This is a genomic window from Mesorhizobium sp. WSM4849 (assembly GCF_055811385.1).
Window position 1 is genome coordinate 26,767 of the sequence record NZ_JBVVPW010000046.1, and the last position, 17,417, is coordinate 44,183.

General features: G+C 61.6%; 15 protein-coding genes and 2 pseudogenes. 5 read left to right on the forward strand and 12 right to left on the reverse strand.

Annotated features, from left to right (window positions below; genetic code table 11):
• Nucleotides 1-17: 17 nt before the first annotated feature.
• Complete coding sequence (locus AC0L3L_RS32900; RefSeq protein WP_473641386.1) at nt 18-854, forward strand: universal stress protein; 837 nt, start codon at nt 18-20, stop codon at nt 852-854.
• Between the two features lie 103 nt (nt 855-957).
• Nucleotides 958-1,296 carry a hypothetical protein gene (locus tag AC0L3L_RS32905; protein ID WP_473641387.1) on the forward strand — a complete coding sequence of 113 codons (339 nt, stop codon included), beginning with the start codon at nt 958-960 and terminating at the stop codon, nt 1,294-1,296.
• Nucleotides 1,297-1,437: 141 nt separating this feature from the next.
• On the opposite strand, the gene AC0L3L_RS32910 is transcribed toward AC0L3L_RS32905, so the two are convergent.
• From AC0L3L_RS32910 to ccoN, 10 genes are all read right to left on the reverse strand, one after another.
• The gene (locus AC0L3L_RS32910; RefSeq protein ID WP_473641389.1) at nt 1,438-2,673 is read right to left on the reverse strand and encodes an HlyD family secretion protein; all 1,236 of its coding nucleotides are present in this window, start codon (nt 2,671-2,673) and stop codon (nt 1,438-1,440) included.
• On the reverse strand, nt 2,670-3,218 hold the full coding sequence (locus AC0L3L_RS32915) for a hypothetical protein (RefSeq protein WP_473486783.1): 549 nt from the start codon (nt 3,216-3,218) through the stop codon (nt 2,670-2,672). The genes AC0L3L_RS32910 and AC0L3L_RS32915 overlap by 4 nt, the downstream gene beginning before the upstream one ends.
• A 309-nt stretch (nt 3,219-3,527) precedes the next feature.
• Nucleotides 3,528-3,794: a cbb3-type cytochrome oxidase assembly protein CcoS gene (gene ccoS, locus AC0L3L_RS32920; protein ID WP_258117722.1), complete on the reverse strand. Its 267-nt coding sequence runs from the start codon at nt 3,792-3,794 to the stop codon at nt 3,528-3,530.
• Nucleotides 3,791-6,037 (reverse strand): heavy metal translocating P-type ATPase, encoded by a 2,247-nt coding sequence (locus AC0L3L_RS32925; RefSeq protein ID WP_473641391.1) that lies wholly within the window; start codon nt 6,035-6,037, stop codon nt 3,791-3,793. Before AC0L3L_RS32925 ends, ccoS begins: the two co-directional genes overlap by 4 nt.
• 4 nt (nt 6,038-6,041) lie before the next feature.
• Nucleotides 6,042-6,860: a DUF2189 domain-containing protein gene (locus AC0L3L_RS32930; protein ID WP_473641393.1), complete on the reverse strand. Its 819-nt coding sequence runs from the start codon at nt 6,858-6,860 to the stop codon at nt 6,042-6,044.
• 11 nt (nt 6,861-6,871) lie between these two features.
• Nucleotides 6,872-7,060 (reverse strand): hypothetical protein, encoded by a 189-nt coding sequence (locus tag AC0L3L_RS32935; protein WP_123148492.1) that lies wholly within the window; start codon nt 7,058-7,060, stop codon nt 6,872-6,874.
• Nucleotides 7,057-7,938, reverse strand: coding sequence for a cytochrome-c oxidase, cbb3-type subunit III (ccoP, locus tag AC0L3L_RS32940; protein ID WP_473641395.1), 882 nt, complete (start codon nt 7,936-7,938; stop codon nt 7,057-7,059). Before ccoP ends, AC0L3L_RS32935 begins: the two co-directional genes overlap by 4 nt.
• On the reverse strand, nt 7,929-8,099 hold the full coding sequence (locus tag AC0L3L_RS32945; RefSeq protein WP_123148490.1) for a cbb3-type cytochrome c oxidase subunit 3: 171 nt from the start codon (nt 8,097-8,099) through the stop codon (nt 7,929-7,931). Before AC0L3L_RS32945 ends, ccoP begins: the two co-directional genes overlap by 10 nt.
• A 16-nt stretch (nt 8,100-8,115) precedes the next feature.
• The gene (ccoO, locus tag AC0L3L_RS32950; protein WP_473641397.1) at nt 8,116-8,868 is read right to left on the reverse strand and encodes a cytochrome-c oxidase, cbb3-type subunit II; all 753 of its coding nucleotides are present in this window, start codon (nt 8,866-8,868) and stop codon (nt 8,116-8,118) included.
• Nucleotides 8,869-8,871: 3 nt separating this feature from the next.
• Complete coding sequence (gene ccoN, locus AC0L3L_RS32955) at nt 8,872-10,509, reverse strand: cytochrome-c oxidase, cbb3-type subunit I (protein WP_473641409.1); 1,638 nt, start codon at nt 10,507-10,509, stop codon at nt 8,872-8,874.
• A 297-nt stretch (nt 10,510-10,806) separates the two neighbouring features.
• Between ccoN and AC0L3L_RS32960 the strand changes: the two are divergent.
• The 3 genes and pseudogenes from AC0L3L_RS32960 to AC0L3L_RS32970 all read left to right on the forward strand — a co-directional run.
• A pseudogene (locus AC0L3L_RS32960) lies at nt 10,807-10,976 on the forward strand (IS5/IS1182 family transposase); the annotation flags it as partial.
• Between the two features lie 236 nt (nt 10,977-11,212).
• Nucleotides 11,213-12,967 (forward strand): adenylate/guanylate cyclase domain-containing protein, encoded by a 1,755-nt coding sequence (locus AC0L3L_RS32965; protein ID WP_473641399.1) that lies wholly within the window; start codon nt 11,213-11,215, stop codon nt 12,965-12,967.
• Between the two features lie 348 nt (nt 12,968-13,315).
• Complete coding sequence (locus AC0L3L_RS32970) at nt 13,316-15,808, forward strand: WD40 repeat domain-containing protein (RefSeq protein ID WP_473641401.1); 2,493 nt, start codon at nt 13,316-13,318, stop codon at nt 15,806-15,808.
• A gap of 562 nt (nt 15,809-16,370) precedes the next feature.
• Here AC0L3L_RS32970 and AC0L3L_RS32975 read toward each other — a convergent pair.
• Together AC0L3L_RS32975 and AC0L3L_RS32980 are read right to left on the reverse strand one after the other, a co-directional pair.
• Nucleotides 16,371-16,859 carry a cupin domain-containing protein gene (locus tag AC0L3L_RS32975; protein ID WP_473641403.1) on the reverse strand — a complete coding sequence of 163 codons (489 nt, stop codon included), beginning with the start codon at nt 16,857-16,859 and terminating at the stop codon, nt 16,371-16,373.
• Between the two features lie 249 nt (nt 16,860-17,108).
• Nucleotides 17,109-17,417, reverse strand: a pseudogene (locus tag AC0L3L_RS32980) (hypothetical protein); the annotation flags it as partial.

The following is a 17,417-nucleotide window of genomic DNA, read 5'->3' on the forward strand; positions in this document are numbered from 1 at the left end:
TCAGAGGGAGGCCCCTAGTGAAAACGATAGCCCTGCTTCCTGTTATCACCTATCCCGAACCCAACCCTGAAATGGTAGTGCCCAGGGCGGTCGCGATGGCGGCGGCCCTCGGCGCGCAACTGCATGCGTTGGCCATCAACGTAGAGATCCGAAACGTCTCGAATGCGCTGTCGCGGAGGCTGGTCGACGTCCCCAAAATGACGCGGGAGGCCGAAGCGCTGTGCCGGGATCGCGGCGAAGCGTTTCTAGCAAAGGTTGTGCTGGAAGCGAAACGGGCAGGCGTGGACTCAACCACAGACGCGGTCGCGTCGAACGCTCCCTTGCTGAATGACACCGCTGCAATTCAAGCGCGTTACTATGATCTCGTTCTCTGCGCCTGCGAGGCGAACAACCCCACGAGCAGGACGACCGCGCAGGCCATTATCTTCGGGTCGGGAAGGCCGACGATCCTTCTGCCAGAGGTCGAGCCTGTCACGAAGCTGCACAGCGTTGCTATTGCCTGGGACGGCAGCCGTGTTGCGGCTCGCGCCGTGGCGGATGCACATCAGGTGTTGCGCCGCGCTTCCAGGATTACGGTGCTCACCGTGACGGGCGAGAAGTCCCTGCAGGAGACGGACGCCGCCCAACGCTTGGCTCAAGGGCTGAACCTACGCGGGCTGTCAGCCGAGGCCATGCCATTCGTATCCGAGGATTGCCCGGTCGAGGTGTCGCTTCAGGAGCGAGCGATCGAAATCGGCGCCGACCTGATGATCATGGGAGCGTTCGGTCACACCAGACTGAGGGATTTCGTGCTCGGTGGGGCTACGAAAGGCATCCTGTCGGACGTCCGGCTGCCGATAATGCTTTCGCATTGATCGTGTCGGTGACGAGTGGCGAAGCGCCATCGAGCTTATTCGGAACCGGGTGGTCAAGGAACGGCAATCAATGGTGTATATTTGGCCTAGGAAGGATATTCGCATGAAGGCTCGTCGGCTATTTACAGGAACAGTTTTCGCTGTCATTGCGCAATCGTCGCTTGCCTGCATGTATAGCCCTGAAGCACATGCCCAAGAGGGATCGTTCGAGGACTTTCCTTTCTTGGTGCGTTGTGAATTAAGCGGCATCGTTCGTGCTTACTACTTGTCCAAAATTGGTCCAGACGGGGTTGCCGTTTATATAACCCCCGACAATCAGGCCGGCACAATCACCATGCGAGGCAAGGCCGAGCCAGTTGGCGGAGATTGGTCGGGAAGTTGCGCCGGAAAAACACTTGAGCAACTAAGGTCGGCGGGCCAAGCGTATGACTTGCCGCATTGATCCCTTGAGACGTCGTTGTTGCTCCGCGTTATGTCGGTTCAAATCCCGTTCCATTTAAGCACGAACGGCCATAGCGAGCTTAAGATCGCACTTTGGTGCAAATTTTTCCTTTGGCCGCATGTTCGACGGCGCGTCGGTTCCTCAATGCCCGCCCGAAAAGACGAGTGTTTGCACCGGAAGAAGGAGCGCCTGGAATCTCAATATGATCGCATGCACCAGCCCGACCGTATCTATGACGTGCAGGAACAGCCTGTGCGCTGTGCCCAAATCTTCCTCGGCAAGTCGGTCGTGATTGTTGGTGTAGGCGTTGGCGATGCAACTGCTGCCTGGAGGCACGCCATCGAACCCTCCCGCGAACAGCGGCTCCAGAAAGACGGTGATTGTTCCGGGCCGGACCACCTGTTGGGCGTCGATCAACTGATCCGACGCCCGAACCTGACCGGTCGCGATGAGATCCTGAACCTCGGTGACCACCATCGGAATGATCGTCAGAGGCATCGAAATACAAGTCGCTTCGGCAACCATGCCGACCTTCATGACCTGGGCTTCGAGCTGGCTGAAGCCCCCTATAAGCGCCTTCCTTCCGGCTTCCGCCGGTATGAGAACGCCGGCGGGCCGCATAAAGGGATTGACGATGTCTCCCTTGCGCAGGGTGAATTGCTCCAAAGTGCCGGCGACCCCGGCGTAGACGACGGTCTTGTCCAGTTCGACCTGGGCCTGGGCAAGCGCCGCCTCGGCGCTTTTCTTCTGCGCCGGCAGCACGGACGAAATCTGCGATTCGACGGACTGCTTGCTCGCCATGACCGCGGAAATGGCGGCCTGCCGCCCTTCCACGATGTTGGCGAGCTTTTCGATCTCGCGCTGCGCGACCGTGCTGGCGTTTCGCCGTTGAAGTTCGGTCTTGGTTTCGAGTTCGTCCAAGGCCTGCTTGTACGAGCTTTGCGCTTCCTGAATGCGGGCGTCGGCCCCTACCAGCTCGGTTTTTGCCAATTCGAGCGCCGCGTCTATCTCCGATATGCGCCGTCGCGCGGTCTCGAGCGCCGCTTCCTGCTCCGAGCTGTCAAGCCTGAAGATGCGCTGGCCAGCCTCGACCTTGTCCCTTATGCCCACATAGACTTCCTCGACGCGGCCGGAGCCTTCGGGGAGAATGGGGATGGTGCGAAAGAACGAAACCGCGCTGGACGTCGACGGATGATAGTAAAGAATGAGCGTCAGCAGGACTATGGTCAGACCTATGCACGCCGTTATTCCGTATCGCAGCTCATACCATATCGAATAGAGCGTGATCTCTTGGCCGATCCTCTTTCCCTGTACAAACCGCCGGACGAGAAAGTCGGGCAGGATGGTCAGCACCGAACAAAGCATAACTTCGATCATCGCTCAGGTCCTCCCGTCGACACGCCCTGACGCTGATGTTCGGATGGGGCCGGCGCGTGCGCCTTGGCAGCTTCGTCAAAAGGACCGTTTCTGGCTGTCTCCTTCGGCTCCGGCGGACGTGCGATCTCGACTCTAACGGGCAATGGATAAACCACCTCGGGCGCTTGCTCCGATGGCGCTGCGGCAGCCGGAGAACGAGACCGCCCCGTCGCCATTCTGGCGAGCGAGTCGGCCATGCTGGCCAGGGGGGTCCAGAAGTCGGGCACAGGAATCAGCGCCAGAAACAGTGCGGCAATCCAGAACGCGTGAATGTGGGTGAACAGCGCAAGCAGCGACAGCACCGCCACGAACTGGAACTGATGCTGGCTGGCGCCGTGGGACATGCGCTCCGGCAAGGAGTGGAGCCAGAAGTACAAACTTCCGATCCCCATAACGGCCAATACAAGGAAGATGACAGTCCCTGTGAGCAACACATCGGTCTCGCCAGGGGCCGTTATGAAGGGCGGAAGATAATGAGGCGCCGCCGGATGCATTGCCTCGGACATGCCTGCCACTCCCCAATTTCGCTCGTGCGAGGACGCCCGAGCACTAGGCGCAGCAACATCCAGCGCCCAAACTTAAGGATACTCCGTCCGCATCCGAATGCAACTGAAGAGGCCAGCAGTTGAAGAGGCCAGCAGTCGCGGAGCCGCCGCGCTACGCAGGACAGCCATCTCGTTGCTATAACAATGCCAAGGCGACCGCCAAAAGGCTAACGACCAAGGCGGCGAGGCTTGGGACAAGCACGGCGGCTCCCGAGTAGAAAGCCAACGCCGCCACCCAGTCGTACGGCCTGTCACCAGCTTGAGACATTGTCAAACCCTTCCGTCCGTTCTGCTCCTTGAGAAAACGCCGTCGGCGGTCGGCGCCTTCCCGCCCTTGGGGCGAGCCTCATGAGCGGCCGCCTCGCTTTTCCACCCATACTGACGAAGGGGAACGTCCGCGGCGTCTGAAAGCAGCACCCTTTCGGCGGCTCCGTCGAGATCTTCATATTGGCCGCTGCGCATCGACCACAGGAACGCCGCGAGACCCGCGACGCCCATGCCCAAGGCAATTGGAACAAGCCAGACAAGATAGTTCATGCCGCCTCCGCCAAGTCGAGCCTGCGAAGAGCCGGAGATCCTGCGGGCGGAGGCTCGCCCGGAAGGCGCAATGCGTTGCCGACCACGAGAATCGATGACGTCGACATGGCGACAGCGGCCATAAGGGGCGTAACATGGCCCATCACAGCGAGGGGCACGACCAGAACGTTGTAGGCGATGGCAAGGGCGAGGTTCTGCCGCACCAGCCGGGATGCGTTCCGGGCGACTCTTATGGCATGTGGTACGGCCTCCAGGCTCGTGCCCAGGAAGACAAGGTCGGCAGCATTCCGCCCGATGTCTGCCGCCGACGAGGGCGCCATTGAGACATGCGCGGTGGCGAGCGCGGGGGCATCGTTCAGCCCGTCTCCAACCATAAGGATGCGGCGGCCGGACCGCGCCAGCTCCTCCAGACGCTCGACCTTGTCCTCGGGAAGCGCACCGTGGCGGATTTCCGGGATTCCCAACGCAGCCGCCACCCTGCAAGCCTCCTCCACTCGATCGCCGGACAGCACCTCTGTCGCCAACCCGAGGTCAGCTAGCTTTCGGATGGCACGCGTCGCGCCAGGACGGATTTCGTCGGCAATCGCAAATGAACCCGCAAGCTTTCCGTCTTTCGAAAGCCACGTGGAGGCTTCACTCGGGACGTTGGCCACGCTTGCGGAGACCCAATCCTTCCTTCCTAGCCTGTAAAACGCTTCGCCAACGCGCCCTTCGATCCCGTACCCGGCAACTTCGCGGAACCCTTCGATAGCCACTCTTGCGACTGTCATCGCGGCCACCGCGCGCCCCACCGGGTGCCTGGAAAAGGAGGCGAGTGCTGCGGCGGCCACAACATCTTGCGGAGCTACCGTGTGCCGTTCGACGCGGGCGGCGCCCGTCGTGAGCGTGCCCGTCTTGTCGAAGACCACGGTGTCGGTCACGGCAAGGCGCTCTAGCGCGCTGCCATCCTTGAGGGTGACGCCGAGATCGAACAGCCGGCGCGCCGCCACGACCTGGACCATCGGCACGGCAAGGCCGAGCGCGCACGGGCAGGTGATGATGAGGACGGAAATCGCAATCGTAACCGATCGATGCCAGTCGCCTGTAAGCAGTATCCAGGCGGCGCAAGTCGCAAGCGCCAGCAGATGGATGACAGGGGAATAGAGCGCGGCCGCGCGGTCGGCGATGCGGCGATAGCGGGCGCGGCCGTGCTCAGCCGCCTCCATCAGCCTGACCACGTCGGCGAGGAAGGAATCCCGTGCACGCCGCTCGGCACGGACAGTAAGCGCGCCATCAAGACTTAGCGCTCCCGAAAGAACGGCGCTGCCCGGCTGCGCGCGTTCGGGCTTGGACTCACCGCTCACCACCGAAACGTCGAGGCTGCCCGCGCCCATGACAACCGTCCCGTCCACCGGAATGCGTTCTCCGGGGGCTACCAATATCATGTCGCCCGGCTCGATTTCTGTCAGGTCGCGGAACTCGCGGCTTCCGTCCGCCCCGACCACCGCCGCCCCCCTCGGCATCAAGCGGGCAAGACCGATGACGGCGTTCCGCGCCTTCCGCCTCATCGCATGGTCAAGCGTGCGCCCGACAAGCAGAAAGAAGATCAACGACGTTACTGCATCGAAATAGGCGTGAGGTCCTCCGACAGACGTGTCGTAGAGGCTCAAGCCCAGAGCCAGCAGGATTCCGACTGAGATGGGAAAGTCCATGCTGGCGGTGCGCTTCATCGCCAAATTCCACGCCGAAACGAAGAATATCCGCCCGGAATAGGCGACGGTGGGGACGGCCAGCAGCGCCGAGATCAAGTGAAATGCATTTCGAGTTCCCTGATCTGCGCCAGACCAGACGGACACCGACAGCAACATGATGTTCATGGCGGCGAATCCCGCCACGGCTGTGGCCCGCAGCAGCCGCGACAACTCGGCATCGCATGCGCCGTCTTCCGTCTCCGCGAGGCAGGCATCGTATCCGACAGCCTTCAGGGCGTCGAACATCGGAGGGACACGACCTTCATTCCTCCACTTCACGGCGACGCGTCGGGACGTGAGATTCACGCGTGCCGCGATGATTCCGTCGAGACTTAGCAGCGCGCCTTCGATCGCAGCTATGCAGGCAGCGCAATGCGCTTGCGGTACCGAAAACTGGGTCTGGAAAGCGCCATCCCCCATGTCGCGGCTGGCGAGCACGATTTCGCGCTCGGCAATCTCCCGCCCTGGCGCCAGCAGCAATGCGGCTTCGGCTCCCGGCGCGCAACAACTCATGGTCTCACCCCTCTGGACGTGCGACCGCCCTGTACGCATGCCAGGTGGCGTGCCCCAGCAGAGGAAAGATGACGATCATCCCGATAAGCCCTGTGACCACGCAGACTGCGAAGAGCAGGAGCACCAAGGCGCCCCAGGCCAGCATCGGCGGAAGGTTGTTCCACACCAGTTTCGCGCTGATAGCCATAGCCGTCAGCGCGTCCACGCGCCGGTCGAGCAGCATCGGCACTGCAAAGACGCTGATGGCGAAAGCGAAGGCCGCGAAGAGGCCTCCTATCGCCGTCCCGATCGCAATCATCGCCCACCCATATGCGGTGCCGAAGAGCACTCCGACTATGCGGTCGAATCCGGGAAAGGGCGTCACGCCGAAGAAGAGCGCCCAGAGGAGCACCGCCGCACGCGTCCACAGAAGCAGGAGCAAACACAGTAGTAGGCCCGTGAAGAAGACCTGTGCGCCGCCGGTGGGGCGCACCAGGAGCATCGAGGCGAGGCCGATGGCGCGTCCTTCCTCTATTGCCCGGCTCTTTTCATACAGGCCTAGCGCCAAAAAGGGGGCCACGATCATGAACCCGGCAAGCGCCGGAAACAGAATGTAGTCACGACCGAATCCGACAAGCGTCCAAACGAAGGCGACGGATAGGAGAAAGACGACAATCCCATAGGCCAGGCTCGACGCGGGCCGGATCCAGAAATCCCGCCAGCCCGCAGAGAGCCAGCGGAGTCCCTCGAAAAGCGGCAGTCCCCGCTCGAGGCGCCGGTCGCGCGTTTCGCCAATGCCCGAGGTCTCGCTGAGCAGCCAATACGACTTGTCGGTCTCGCTCATCTCACTCCTCCTCAGCACGCTGACTTCGCCGCGCGGTAGCCTTCGCCTTCGCCCCCGGCCTTCAAGTGCTCCACGCAGTCCGGTTGCGACTGAACCGCCACATAGACAAGGTGCGCGTTCGCCCCGGCAAAAATCAGCAACCCGGCTGGAACCAGCACCCAGGCTATCCATGCTTTGCTGTGGGATATCTTTGTGGTCATGGCTGCTGCGTTCCAAGATCGTGGACATAGAGCGCGAGCGTCTTGATCTCGGCCGTCGTCAGCCTCTCGTCCCAGGTCGGCATGTGACCCTGCCGTCCGCCGTGCACGGACGCGATGATCGTGTCCAGATCTTCACCATAAATCCAGTGCGAGTCCGTGAGATTTGGAGCGCCGACATCCCGGTTCCCCTTGGCATTCTCCTCGTGGCAGGTCGCGCAGGTCGTGACGAATACCTCCCGCCCTGCTTCTATCTGCTTGATGTTTTCATGGGTAGAGTAGTCGGGGTGCGTCAGCGAATAGACGTAGGCGGCCACGGTCCGGACCTGTTCGCGGTCGAGCATCTCATCGCGCCCGAAAGCCGGCATCTGTCCGATCCGGCTTTCCGGGTGCCGCGTGTTGATGCCCACGCGCATCGTCTGCTCGATGAGTTCGGGGCCGCCGCCCCACAGCCAATCGTCGTCCGTAAGGTCGGGATAGTTCGCTCCGCCTTTGCCGTCCCTGCCGTGGCATGCCGCGCAGTTGTCGCCGAACAGCTGCCGTCCGGTGCTGCGAACCGTTTGCATCAGCGCCTCGTCGGCGAGGATCACATCGTAGCCTTCCGTCTCGATGCGATTCATCCAGTTCACCCGATCGCGCCGCGCCTCGACGAGGCGCGCCTCGACCGTCTGTCTTTGGTCAATTCCGAGAAGGCCCCTCGTATAGGTCGTTCCCAGCGGCCAGGATGGAACGAGAAACCACCAGGCGATCGCCCAGACGTGGGTTACGATCAGGAACATGAGCACGCCGCGCGGGACCGGGGTATCCAACTCCTTGATGCCGTTCCACTCGTGACCGGTGGTCGCGCGGCCGGTGACGGGGTCCCGTTCATTCACTTCCATGGCTTGTCGTCCTCGTCGAGGATGCTGTGCTTGGCCCTGTCGAAACGCTTCCTGTTCGAAGGCCAGAAGGTATAGACGAGCACGCCGAGTGCGAACGCGATCAGGTAAAAAAGGCCCCAACTCTTCGAGAATGCGACAACGGCGTTATAATCCAGGTCCATCCGATAGCCTCCGCCATTAGCCTTCCGGGTCCGGCTCTTCTTCAGGGGCCGCGGTATTCCCGTACGCTGCTGCCGTCAGTCGCCCCAGGACCTGGAGATAGGCCACCAGTGCGTCCATCTCGGTGACGTCGGTCGTCACTCCGTCGAACGCGCTTACCTGGGTCTCCTCGCCGTAACGCTCAGTGACGCCTGCGGCGAAGTCCGTGTCCGGCGTCGCCTGGCCATAGGCGTCGCGCGCCGCGTTCTCCAGCATCGCGTCCGTGTAGGGTACGCCGAGCGCCCGCTGCGCCGCCAGGTGCAAGGGCAGGTCTTCAATCTTCAGAGACGTACGGGCCAACCAGCGGTAGGCGGGCATGTTCGACTCCGGGACCACGTCACGAGGGTTCGTCAGGTGCGCGACGTGCCAGAAGTCGGAATACTTGCCGCCGACACGGGCGAGATCCGGTCCCGTCCGCTTGGACCCCCAGAGCATCGGGCGGTCATACCGGGACTCTACGGCGAGCGAGTAGGGCCCATAGCGCTCCACCTCGTCCCGGAGTGTCCGGATCATCTGGCTATGGCAGGCGTAGCAGCCCTCGCGGATATAGATGTTGCGCCCGGCGAGCTCCAGCGGGGTGTACATCCGCATGTCCGGAGCTTCTTCCACCGTCTCATCGATGGTGAACAGGGGCGCGATCTCGACGATGCCGCCGACACTCGCCGCCGCGATGATTGCGATAACGAACCAGATGGCAGAACGCTCGAGCTTGCGGTGGAAGAGTTCAGGCATCCGTCATTCCCCCGGAATGGTCGCCGGGACTACGGGCACGTCTGCTTCGCGCGGCGCAGCGAGCGGCGCGGATTGGACCGTCATCCACATATTATAGCAGCCCACTACCGCGCCCAGCAGGAAGAGCAGCCCACCGAAGGCGCGGGCGATGTAATAGGGGTACATCGCCACCAGCGAGTCGACGAAGGAATAGGCGAGCGCGCCGTCTTCCGTGTAGGTCCGCCACATCAGCCCCTGGATGATGCCTGAATTCCACATCGCGAAGGCGTAAATCAGCGTTCCGGCAATCGCCAGCCAGAAGTGCACCTCGACGAGGGTCGCCGAGTACATGCGCTCGCGCTTCCAGAGGCTGGGCACGAGCGTATAAAGCGAGCCGAAGGTGATCAGCGCGACCCAGCCAAGGGCGCCTGCGTGAACGTGCCCGACGGTCCAGTCGGTATAGTGAGACAGCGAGTTCACCGGCCGGATGGCGAGGAACGAGCCTTCGAAGGTCGAAAGGCCATAGAATACCACGGCGGCCATCATGAAGCGCAGCGTAGCGTCGTCGCGCACCTTGTGCCATGCGCCATTGAGGGTCAGAAGCGCGTTGCCTGCTGAAGCCCAGGACGGCACGAGCAGCATCACCGAGAACGTCATGCCGAGCGTCTGCACCCAGTGCGGAAGCGCGGTGTAGTGCAGGTGGTGCGAACCCGCCCACATGTAGAAGAAGGTGATGCCCCAGAAGCTCAGGATCGACAGGCGATAGGAGAAGATCGGTCGCTGCGCCCTGACGGGCAGGTAGTAGTAGAGCATGCCGAGGAAGCCCGCAGTCAGGAAGAAGGCGACCGCGTTGTGGCCATACCACCACTGGACCATCGCATCCTGGACGCCCGGCCAGATCGTGTAGCTCTTGGCGTGCCCCCATGAGACGGGAACGGCGAGGTTGTTCACGATGTGGAGGATCGCGACGACCAGGATGAACGCCATGAAGTACCAGTTGGCGACGTAGATGTGCGGCTCCTTCCGTCGCGCGATCGTAGCGATGTAGAGGATGAAGTAGGTCACCCACACGATCACCAGCCACAAGTCGGCATACCACTCGGCTTCCGCGTATTCCTTCGACTGGGTGACGCCTAGCAGATAGCCGGAAATGGCCAGAACGCAGAACAGATTGAAGCCGAGAAGCACGAACCACGGGCTGATCTGCCCAGCAAGCCGTGCACGAGACGTGCGCTGGACGACGTGGAACGAGGTCGCGATTAAGGCATTTCCGCCGAACCCGAAGATGACGCCGGAGGTGTGCGCAGGCCTCAGCCGCCCGAAGCTGGACCACGCCGCATCGAAGGCAAGGTCGGGCCACGCGAGCTGTGCGGCCACCCAAACGCCCATGAACATGCCGAATACAGCCCAGGCCATCGAAAGCACAATGCCGACTTTGATCGGATCGTCGTAATACGACGTCTCCCGGTCCTCCGTCGGCTCCGGCTCGTAGAACGAGGACAGCACTCCGTAGAGCAATCCGCCTGCGAACAGCATTACGATAACGCCCTGGACACCAAGCGTGTCCGAACGTCCCAAGGCTGCCATCGCCGCTCCAGTGATCACCACGGCGAGCGCGATAGCTGCGCCGCGCTGGCGTTCCGAGGACGTAAGCTGCCGGATCATGTCCGCTCCTCTGCCTTCACGCACAGGACCATCACGGACCAAAACTGCGTAAGATGGGGAGCAGTTTCATGAGTACGGCCCTACGGCATCGGCTAAGGTACAGCCGTTCAACGAAGATGGAAATGCCTTTAGCGCTTCTTGCCAAATCTTTCGCTTGTGGCCGCGGGGAACTTGATGTGTGCTCATCGTTCAGCGTGCAACAGAAATTTGTCTTCTTTTGCCTTGCCACCGCGTTTCACGTCTTCGGGTCTTGCTCGCGCTTTGTCGTTTTGGGCTACGATTGGGAAAGTCATCTTTGAGACGATCGCTAACTTCCGGCGTGACAACGGAGCCGCGATCAGAGCGGTGTGCGGGCAGTTCATCGAACTGTGCCGCCGGTTGAAGCTCTTCACGCGTGCCATTGTAGCGATCGACGGCAGCAAGTTCAAGCGGTGAACAACCGCGACAAGAACTTCACCGTGGCCTAAGTCGGCAAGCGGATGGAGCAGGTCGACGCCATGCTTGGAAGAAGAAAGGCGCTCGCGCTACGGAATAAGTTCACCCAACGCAGTCATTGCCGCCACACAGGCGGGATGTCTGGTTGCACGGCGGAAGCGGACCCCTTGCGGTTAGGTCGGCGCCCCTCCCCAAAAGGCACCATTTCCACTAGGATGTTGCGAGATCGCGGGAGGGTTCCGGCTTGGATCGCGTTCATCGCAGAATGGCTACCATCCTCGCTGCCGACGCAGTTGGCTATAGCCGTCTGACAGGCAGAGACGAGGAAGGGACGCTTGCGACGCTGCGGGCGCATCGCCAGACCATCGACCGGCTGATCGAGAAACATGAGGGGCGGATATTCGGGAGCGCTGGGGACAGCGTCATCGCCGAGTTCGCGAGCCCTGTCGAAGCGGTTCGGTGCGCGACCGAAATCCAATTCGAGGTCGACAAACAAAATGCCGAGCTTTCCGAGGCGAGCCGGCTGCGCTTTCGCATCGGCATAAATCTCGGCGATGTCGTCGTAGAGGGCGACAATCTCATGGGCGACGGTGTGAACGTCGCCGCCCGCCTGGAGGCGCTGTCACACCCCGGTGGAATATGCATTTCGGAAGCGGTCTACGCACAGGCCCGCGATCGGCTCGCCCTCGAATTCATCGATCTTGGCGAGCACAGGGTGAAGAACATCGCTCGGCCTGTACACGCTTACCGCGTGCCGCTCGCCTCGGAGGAGCAGGTCACGTCGCCCTTTCGAGGTCTCAACCCCTTCGAGTTCGAAAACGCTGACCTCTTCTTCGGACGAGCCCGCGCGATTGCCGAGTGCATGGAACGCCTGAGGCAGCAAGCTGCCAATGGCAAGGCATTCCTGCTCATCTATGGTATGAGCGGCTCGGGCAAGTCCTCTCTCCTGCGAGCAGGGCTACTGCCTTCCATCACTCGGCCTGGCGCAGTGGCTGGCATCAATTTTTGGCGCCGCTGTCTGGTCCGCCCGTCGGAGGGTCCTGATCCGGTCACGTCACTGGCTGCAGGGCTGCTTCGCGAAGGCGCCCTCCCTGAGCTGGGTTGCGAACCGGCAGCGCTGGCTCAACTCTGTTGGAACTCACCTGATCGAGCTCTGGCGCTCATGCGCCTGGCCCACGCCAAAGCGGCGGCCGCCGCAGCTTCGGTCCCCACCCAACTGCGACTGATCGTTGCCGTCGATCAGATGGAGGAGTTGTTCACGACCGAGGAGAAGCCGGCATCGCGCGAAGCGCTGGTGCGGCTCCTCGCGGCACTCGCCGGCAGTGGACTGGCTTGGGTGACTGCGACGATCCGATCGGATTTCTTTCACCGTTGCGGCGAAGTCCCCGGTTTCTCGGGGCTGAAAGATGGGCTTGGCAGCTACGAGCTCTTGCCGCCGTCCGGCCCTGAGATCGCCCAGATCATCCGCGAGCCGGCCCGCGCCGCCGGGCTCCGCTTCGAGGAAAGTCCTGATCGCGGGCGGCTCGACGATGTGCTGCGGGGTGCGGCATCTGCTGATCCCAGATCCTTGCCGCTTCTCGAATTTGTGCTCGACGCTCTCTACGAGGCGGGGCGGGAGCAGCGCATTTTGACCTTTGCTGCGTATCAGGCACTTGGCGGTTTCGAAGGGGCGATCGCGCGCCGCGCCGACGAAGTCGTTGACGCGCTCCCGCCCGACATCCAGGAGGAGCTGCCAGTCGTGTTGCGTGCCCTTACCACGGTGCGCCCGGGTGATGAAGCCGTTGCGGCACGTCCGGCCTTGCGCGCCGAAGTCACGGGCACACCTCAACGATTGGCTCTCGTTGAAGCACTGGTCGCCGCTCGCCTGCTCGTCAGCGACGAGGATGCCGCAGGCCACGTCTTCGTCCGCGTGGCCCACGAAGCCTTGTTGAGCCGGTGGCCGCGCGCTGGCAACATTGTTAATGCAAACAGGAGATTCCTCGAGGCGCGGGCTCGGCTCATGGCCGATGCCCAACGCTGACACTCGGATAACAGGAACCAGGAACTCCTCCTGCCATCCGGCAAGCGTCTGGCCGAAGGCGAGGAACTGCTGCAGTCGAGACGGGAAGAAGTCGACGATCAGGTCATCGAATACATCGAAGCCTCTTCGCGTGCCCAGAACGAGCGGGAGGAGAAGGACCGGCAAGCGGAGCGGGCACTGATTGAGGCCGCTGAAGCAGCAAAGCGCGAACGCCTCGAGCGAGAGGCTGAACGTCTGGAGCGCGAGGCTGAACGTCTGGAGCGCGAGGCCGAACGCCGTACTCTCGCAGCCACGGCAGCGGGCCGGCTCGCGCGACGCACGCGCTATGCTGCGATCGTGGCAACCGTATTGGCTCTCATAGCCTGCGCGGGCGCGTTCTTCGGGTTTAAAGGACAACAGGAAGCAACGTGGCAAGCGGAGTTGGCGGAACAGAGCGCGGACAAGGCGAGATCGGCCGAAAAGGACGCCCTCGCAGCACGAGACCAGGCGCTCCGCAACCAGTCTCTTTCGCTCTCGCTTCTCTCAAAGCAAACCGCAGCGAGCGGCGATACGGAGACCGCGATCCTGTTGGCGCTGGAGGCGTTGCCGAAGAGCGGTGCGAAGCCTGCGCGACCACATCTCTTTGAAGCGGAGGCCGCACTTTTCAACGCTCTGCTGGCACACCGCCAGACGATGGTGTTCAAACATGACGCCGAAGTGACGCAGGCCGTCTTCAATCGGACGGGCGATCGCATTGTCACTGCGTCCCACGACAAGACGGCACGCATTTGGGACGTCTCGAAGGCTAGAGGTATTGCAATTTTGGAGGGCCACCAGGGACCCGTGGAGAGAGCCGGATTCAGTCCGGACGGACGCCGGGTCATTACGGCTGCAAGGGACGGCACCGCGCGCATCTGGGATGCCGCGTCCGGTGAGCAGCGTGCTGTGCTTGAACCGGTCGGGCTTTACCCAACGGCTGTGTTCGATCCGAAAGGCGATCGGGTGTTGACGGCAGGGCAAAACAGTCCCACGTCACTCTGGGACGCCCGAACGGGAACGAAACTCCTGAGCGTAACCAGCACCGGACAGAATGCATGGGCCGATACTAATACATTGGCCGGCTTCAATTCGGAGGGTCGCAGCTTTGCGACTTCACAAGCGCGGAAGGTCTTCGTCTGGAACGCCACGGATGGCACTCTGATCCATGAATGGAACGTTGGCACTTGGCCATCCACGCTGACATTCAGCCCGGACGGAAGCCGACTGCTGGCAGGCTCGTGGAGCACAGCTGAATACGGCAGTTTCCCCGCCCTCTGGGACGTAGGGAACGGAACCGAGATCGCCAGGCTGACCGGCCACAAGAGCGACACCCAACCGCAGGGTGTCATCTTCAGTCACGATGGCCGCCGGATTGCAACGGCCTCGCTCGATGGCAGCGCACGGATCTGGGACGGCAAGTCGGGAATCTTGCTTGATGTGCTCGGCCAAGAGACGCCGAACTTGAAACTGGTTGAAATCGGTCCCTATAACCCTGACAGGGAAATGAACAGCGCGTTCAGCCCCGACGATCGCCTTCTTGCCACCGCTTCCATCGACGGTCCGATACGAATCTGGGACGTCGGTCGAGCGTCACTGTTCACAACCATTACTGGCCATGATGGCTTGATTGAGCACCTGGAGTTCAATCCGGTCGACAGTAATACTCTTGTCACGGCTTCGCACGATGGCACCGCCCGGCTCTGGGACGTCAACGGGATTCTGACGACGGATCTGCTGCATGAATATCCACCGACCTTTGCGGTCTTCAGTCCCGATAGCGTGCATCTTCTGACTGGAGGCGGGGACGCCAAAGTACACCTTTGGGATGTCACGACCGAACGCGAGATTGCCAAGTTCGACACAGGCGAGATCTTCCACAGTGCGACGTTCAGCCCGGACGGAACTCGGGTCGCAACCGTATCTCGCGCGGGCCGAGTTCTGGTCTGGGATGTTGCGAGTAAACGTCAGCTCGCGACCATCAAATCGCCCATTGGACTGCGTCATATTCAGTTCAGCCCGGCGGGAAGCCTTCTGGCGGCGGGTTCGGGTCGCGGTACCGCCCTGGTGTGGGACGCGGCGAGCGGCGCCAAAGTCGCCACCATCCCTTCAAGCGAGACGTTACCGCAGGTTGTTTTCAACCGGGATGGCGATCTCGTCTTCGCTGCGACCGGCAGCGCGGGACACCTGGTGAAGCCCGACGGGACCGAACTGAAGAAACTGGTCGGGCACGAGCGCTCAATAACCGGCGCGGCATTCAGTCCGGATGGTCAACTGGTTGCCACGGCTTCGCTCGACCACACGGCGCGGATCTGGTCGGTCAAAGACGGACGCACCGTCGCGATCCTGAAAGGGCACAGCAACGAGCTGACAACAGTGTCCTTCAGCCAGGACGGCCGGTCCGTGCTGACTGCCTCACGCGACGGCACCGTACGAACATGGGGCGTCCCGGAAGGAACGGAAAGAACAGTTCTAAGGGGACACAGTGGCGGAGTGAATAGTGCGCAATTCAGTGGCAATGGCCTTTATGTCGTGACGGCTTCATTCCAGGATCGCACGGTCCGTCTTTGGGCAGCTCAATCGGGGCGCCAGATGGCAGTACTTGTCAGTCCGGACGAGGAGAACAAGCGACCAGCACTGACGCGCGCGGCCTTTAATTCGGATGGAACGAGGATCGTGATCGTGTCCTATAAGCAAGATCCTCGAGTCATTCGCGTTTTTCCGACACCCCCAGGATCTCATCGATTTCGCGAAGCAAACTGTTCCACGCGAGCTGACCGCGTGCGAACGGCGTCGCTTCTTCCTTCCCGTAGAAGGCGACGTTAGCGATTGTCCAAGCTGAAGTCGTCCAACGCCCATGGCTGGTAACGTTACCTCGACGGCCACGCCGTAGCCCATCGCCGTTGTCTCAAAGGCGCGTATTGGATCTCATAGCGGTCAATGCTGAGCCGTTCGCAGCCGACTGCAGTGGCGCAACCTTGGCCGTGATGTCGACACTAGCGATGTCCGCTTTTGGAATATGGGAGGGGCCGGCGCAATGGCCGAGATGGGCGCAACCTTCCCGTTCTCAAACCGGAAGGAATGACCCAATCACGACAGCCGAAATCACAGCGGCAGAGCATCGAAAGACCGCTCTTGGAGCGACCTTCCCGTTCGGAATGACCCGAGGCGGTCATGCCCCAGTGGCAAATTCCAACGTCTCCGGGACCAGCTTTCTTAATATCGCCAATGGGCCACGATTTTTGGCAGAAGGAGAGAGGGAGCCTGAGCTGCCGAGCGCTCCGCTTCCGTTGATGCGGTTTGCATTTATCCGCGCCAGGTAAAGCTCGCGCTTCTATTCCGGGCAACAAGGGTGTGCGAGGTGCAAAGTAGCCGGCTGAGCCGCATTTCACTTCTTGCGCGGATCGTCAGCCGGGTTGATGTAGCTGATCCCTCCCGGACCGACAAAATGAACTTCGATGATACCCTCTTCCCCTGCTGTCCAGACGTAATGCGCGTGATTTGCTGGTTGCGCGTAGAAGGTGCCCGGTTTGAGCAAGTCACCATTCTTTTCGACCTTTTCCCCAACACCAAAGCCGACGCTACCGCTGATCACAGTAATGGTCTCGGCATACGGGTGAGTATGGGGCGGAACCTGATAGTTGGCCGGAAACTTGGCGCGCAGGACGACCACGTCGCCAGCTTTCGCCGGATCGCCCACCAAGATGGCGGTTTGAGCCCCTTTCGGCAGGCCCGGATTATCCTTCCATACCAGCTTGTCAGGCGTAAGCAGGGTCACATCCATATCGTCCGCGAATGCCGAACCTCCACATACGGTCAAAACTGCTGCAACTGTAATACCGAAGGCAAGTGTGGATCTGCGATTCATAGATTTCATCGCTTCCTCCTTTTAGCATGTGCGTGGTGCGCACGAACAAATCATCCCAGAGCCCGACCCGACCAATTGTCAAATCAACTAATCGGTGGTCGCCACAGCCAACCCCCACCGTCGGGAATCGGGGCGTGAGGCGACCTTACCTGTTCCCGCTGTGTAGGTCAGGATATGGCGCTCCTAAGCCGTTCGGCCGATCCCCGCCGAATGGCGATCTCCCACCCAAAGCGGTTGTCTAACCTCGGGTACCAAGCGTCAGATTTTCACCTGTATGGGGCGATGATTGTCAAGCTTGATCTTGCTTCGTTTCCTCATCTCCTTGTTCGGCCAGTTGGTGACCATCTCCTCGTCCCGACCTTGGCTTCGAATTGGCCGCCGCGCGCAGTGACGGTCAAGGATGGGCCGGGGGCCCATCGCGCAGCGCACCAGGCTGAGCCGCTCAAGGAAGCGGTAGAGCTCGGCGCGGGTGTTGTCCGGCAGCGGCGTCCCCTCCGCCGTGCGGATGGTCTCGAGCCTGTCCGCCGCCTGGCGCAGGCTCAGCCGGAAGCTGCGGATGCCGAAGCG

Excerpts from the sequence above, each read along its gene's own strand:
- AC0L3L_RS32905 (WP_473641387.1), top strand. The coding sequence starts at position 958 with ATGAAGGCTCGTCGGCTATTTACAGGAACAGTTTTCGCTGTCATTGCG.
- AC0L3L_RS32910 (WP_473641389.1), bottom strand. The coding sequence starts at position 2,673 with ATGATCGAAGTTATGCTTTGTTCGGTGCTGACCATCCTGCCCGACTTT.
- AC0L3L_RS32915 (WP_473486783.1), bottom strand. The coding sequence starts at position 3,218 with ATGTCCGAGGCAATGCATCCGGCGGCGCCTCATTATCTTCCGCCCTTC.
- ccoS (WP_258117722.1), bottom strand. The coding sequence starts at position 3,794 with ATGAACTATCTTGTCTGGCTTGTTCCAATTGCCTTGGGCATGGGCGTC.
- AC0L3L_RS32925 (WP_473641391.1), bottom strand. The coding sequence starts at position 6,037 with ATGAGTTGTTGCGCGCCGGGAGCCGAAGCCGCATTGCTGCTGGCGCCA.
- AC0L3L_RS32930 (WP_473641393.1), bottom strand. The coding sequence starts at position 6,860 with ATGAGCGAGACCGACAAGTCGTATTGGCTGCTCAGCGAGACCTCGGGC.
- AC0L3L_RS32935 (WP_123148492.1), bottom strand. The coding sequence starts at position 7,060 with ATGACCACAAAGATATCCCACAGCAAAGCATGGATAGCCTGGGTGCTG.
- ccoP (WP_473641395.1), bottom strand. The coding sequence starts at position 7,938 with ATGGAAGTGAATGAACGGGACCCCGTCACCGGCCGCGCGACCACCGGT.
- AC0L3L_RS32945 (WP_123148490.1), bottom strand. The coding sequence starts at position 8,099 with ATGGACCTGGATTATAACGCCGTTGTCGCATTCTCGAAGAGTTGGGGC.
- ccoO (WP_473641397.1), bottom strand. The coding sequence starts at position 8,868 with ATGCCTGAACTCTTCCACCGCAAGCTCGAGCGTTCTGCCATCTGGTTC.
- AC0L3L_RS32965 (WP_473641399.1), top strand. The coding sequence starts at position 11,213 with ATGGCTACCATCCTCGCTGCCGACGCAGTTGGCTATAGCCGTCTGACA.
- AC0L3L_RS32975 (WP_473641403.1), bottom strand. The coding sequence starts at position 16,859 with ATGAAATCTATGAATCGCAGATCCACACTTGCCTTCGGTATTACAGTT.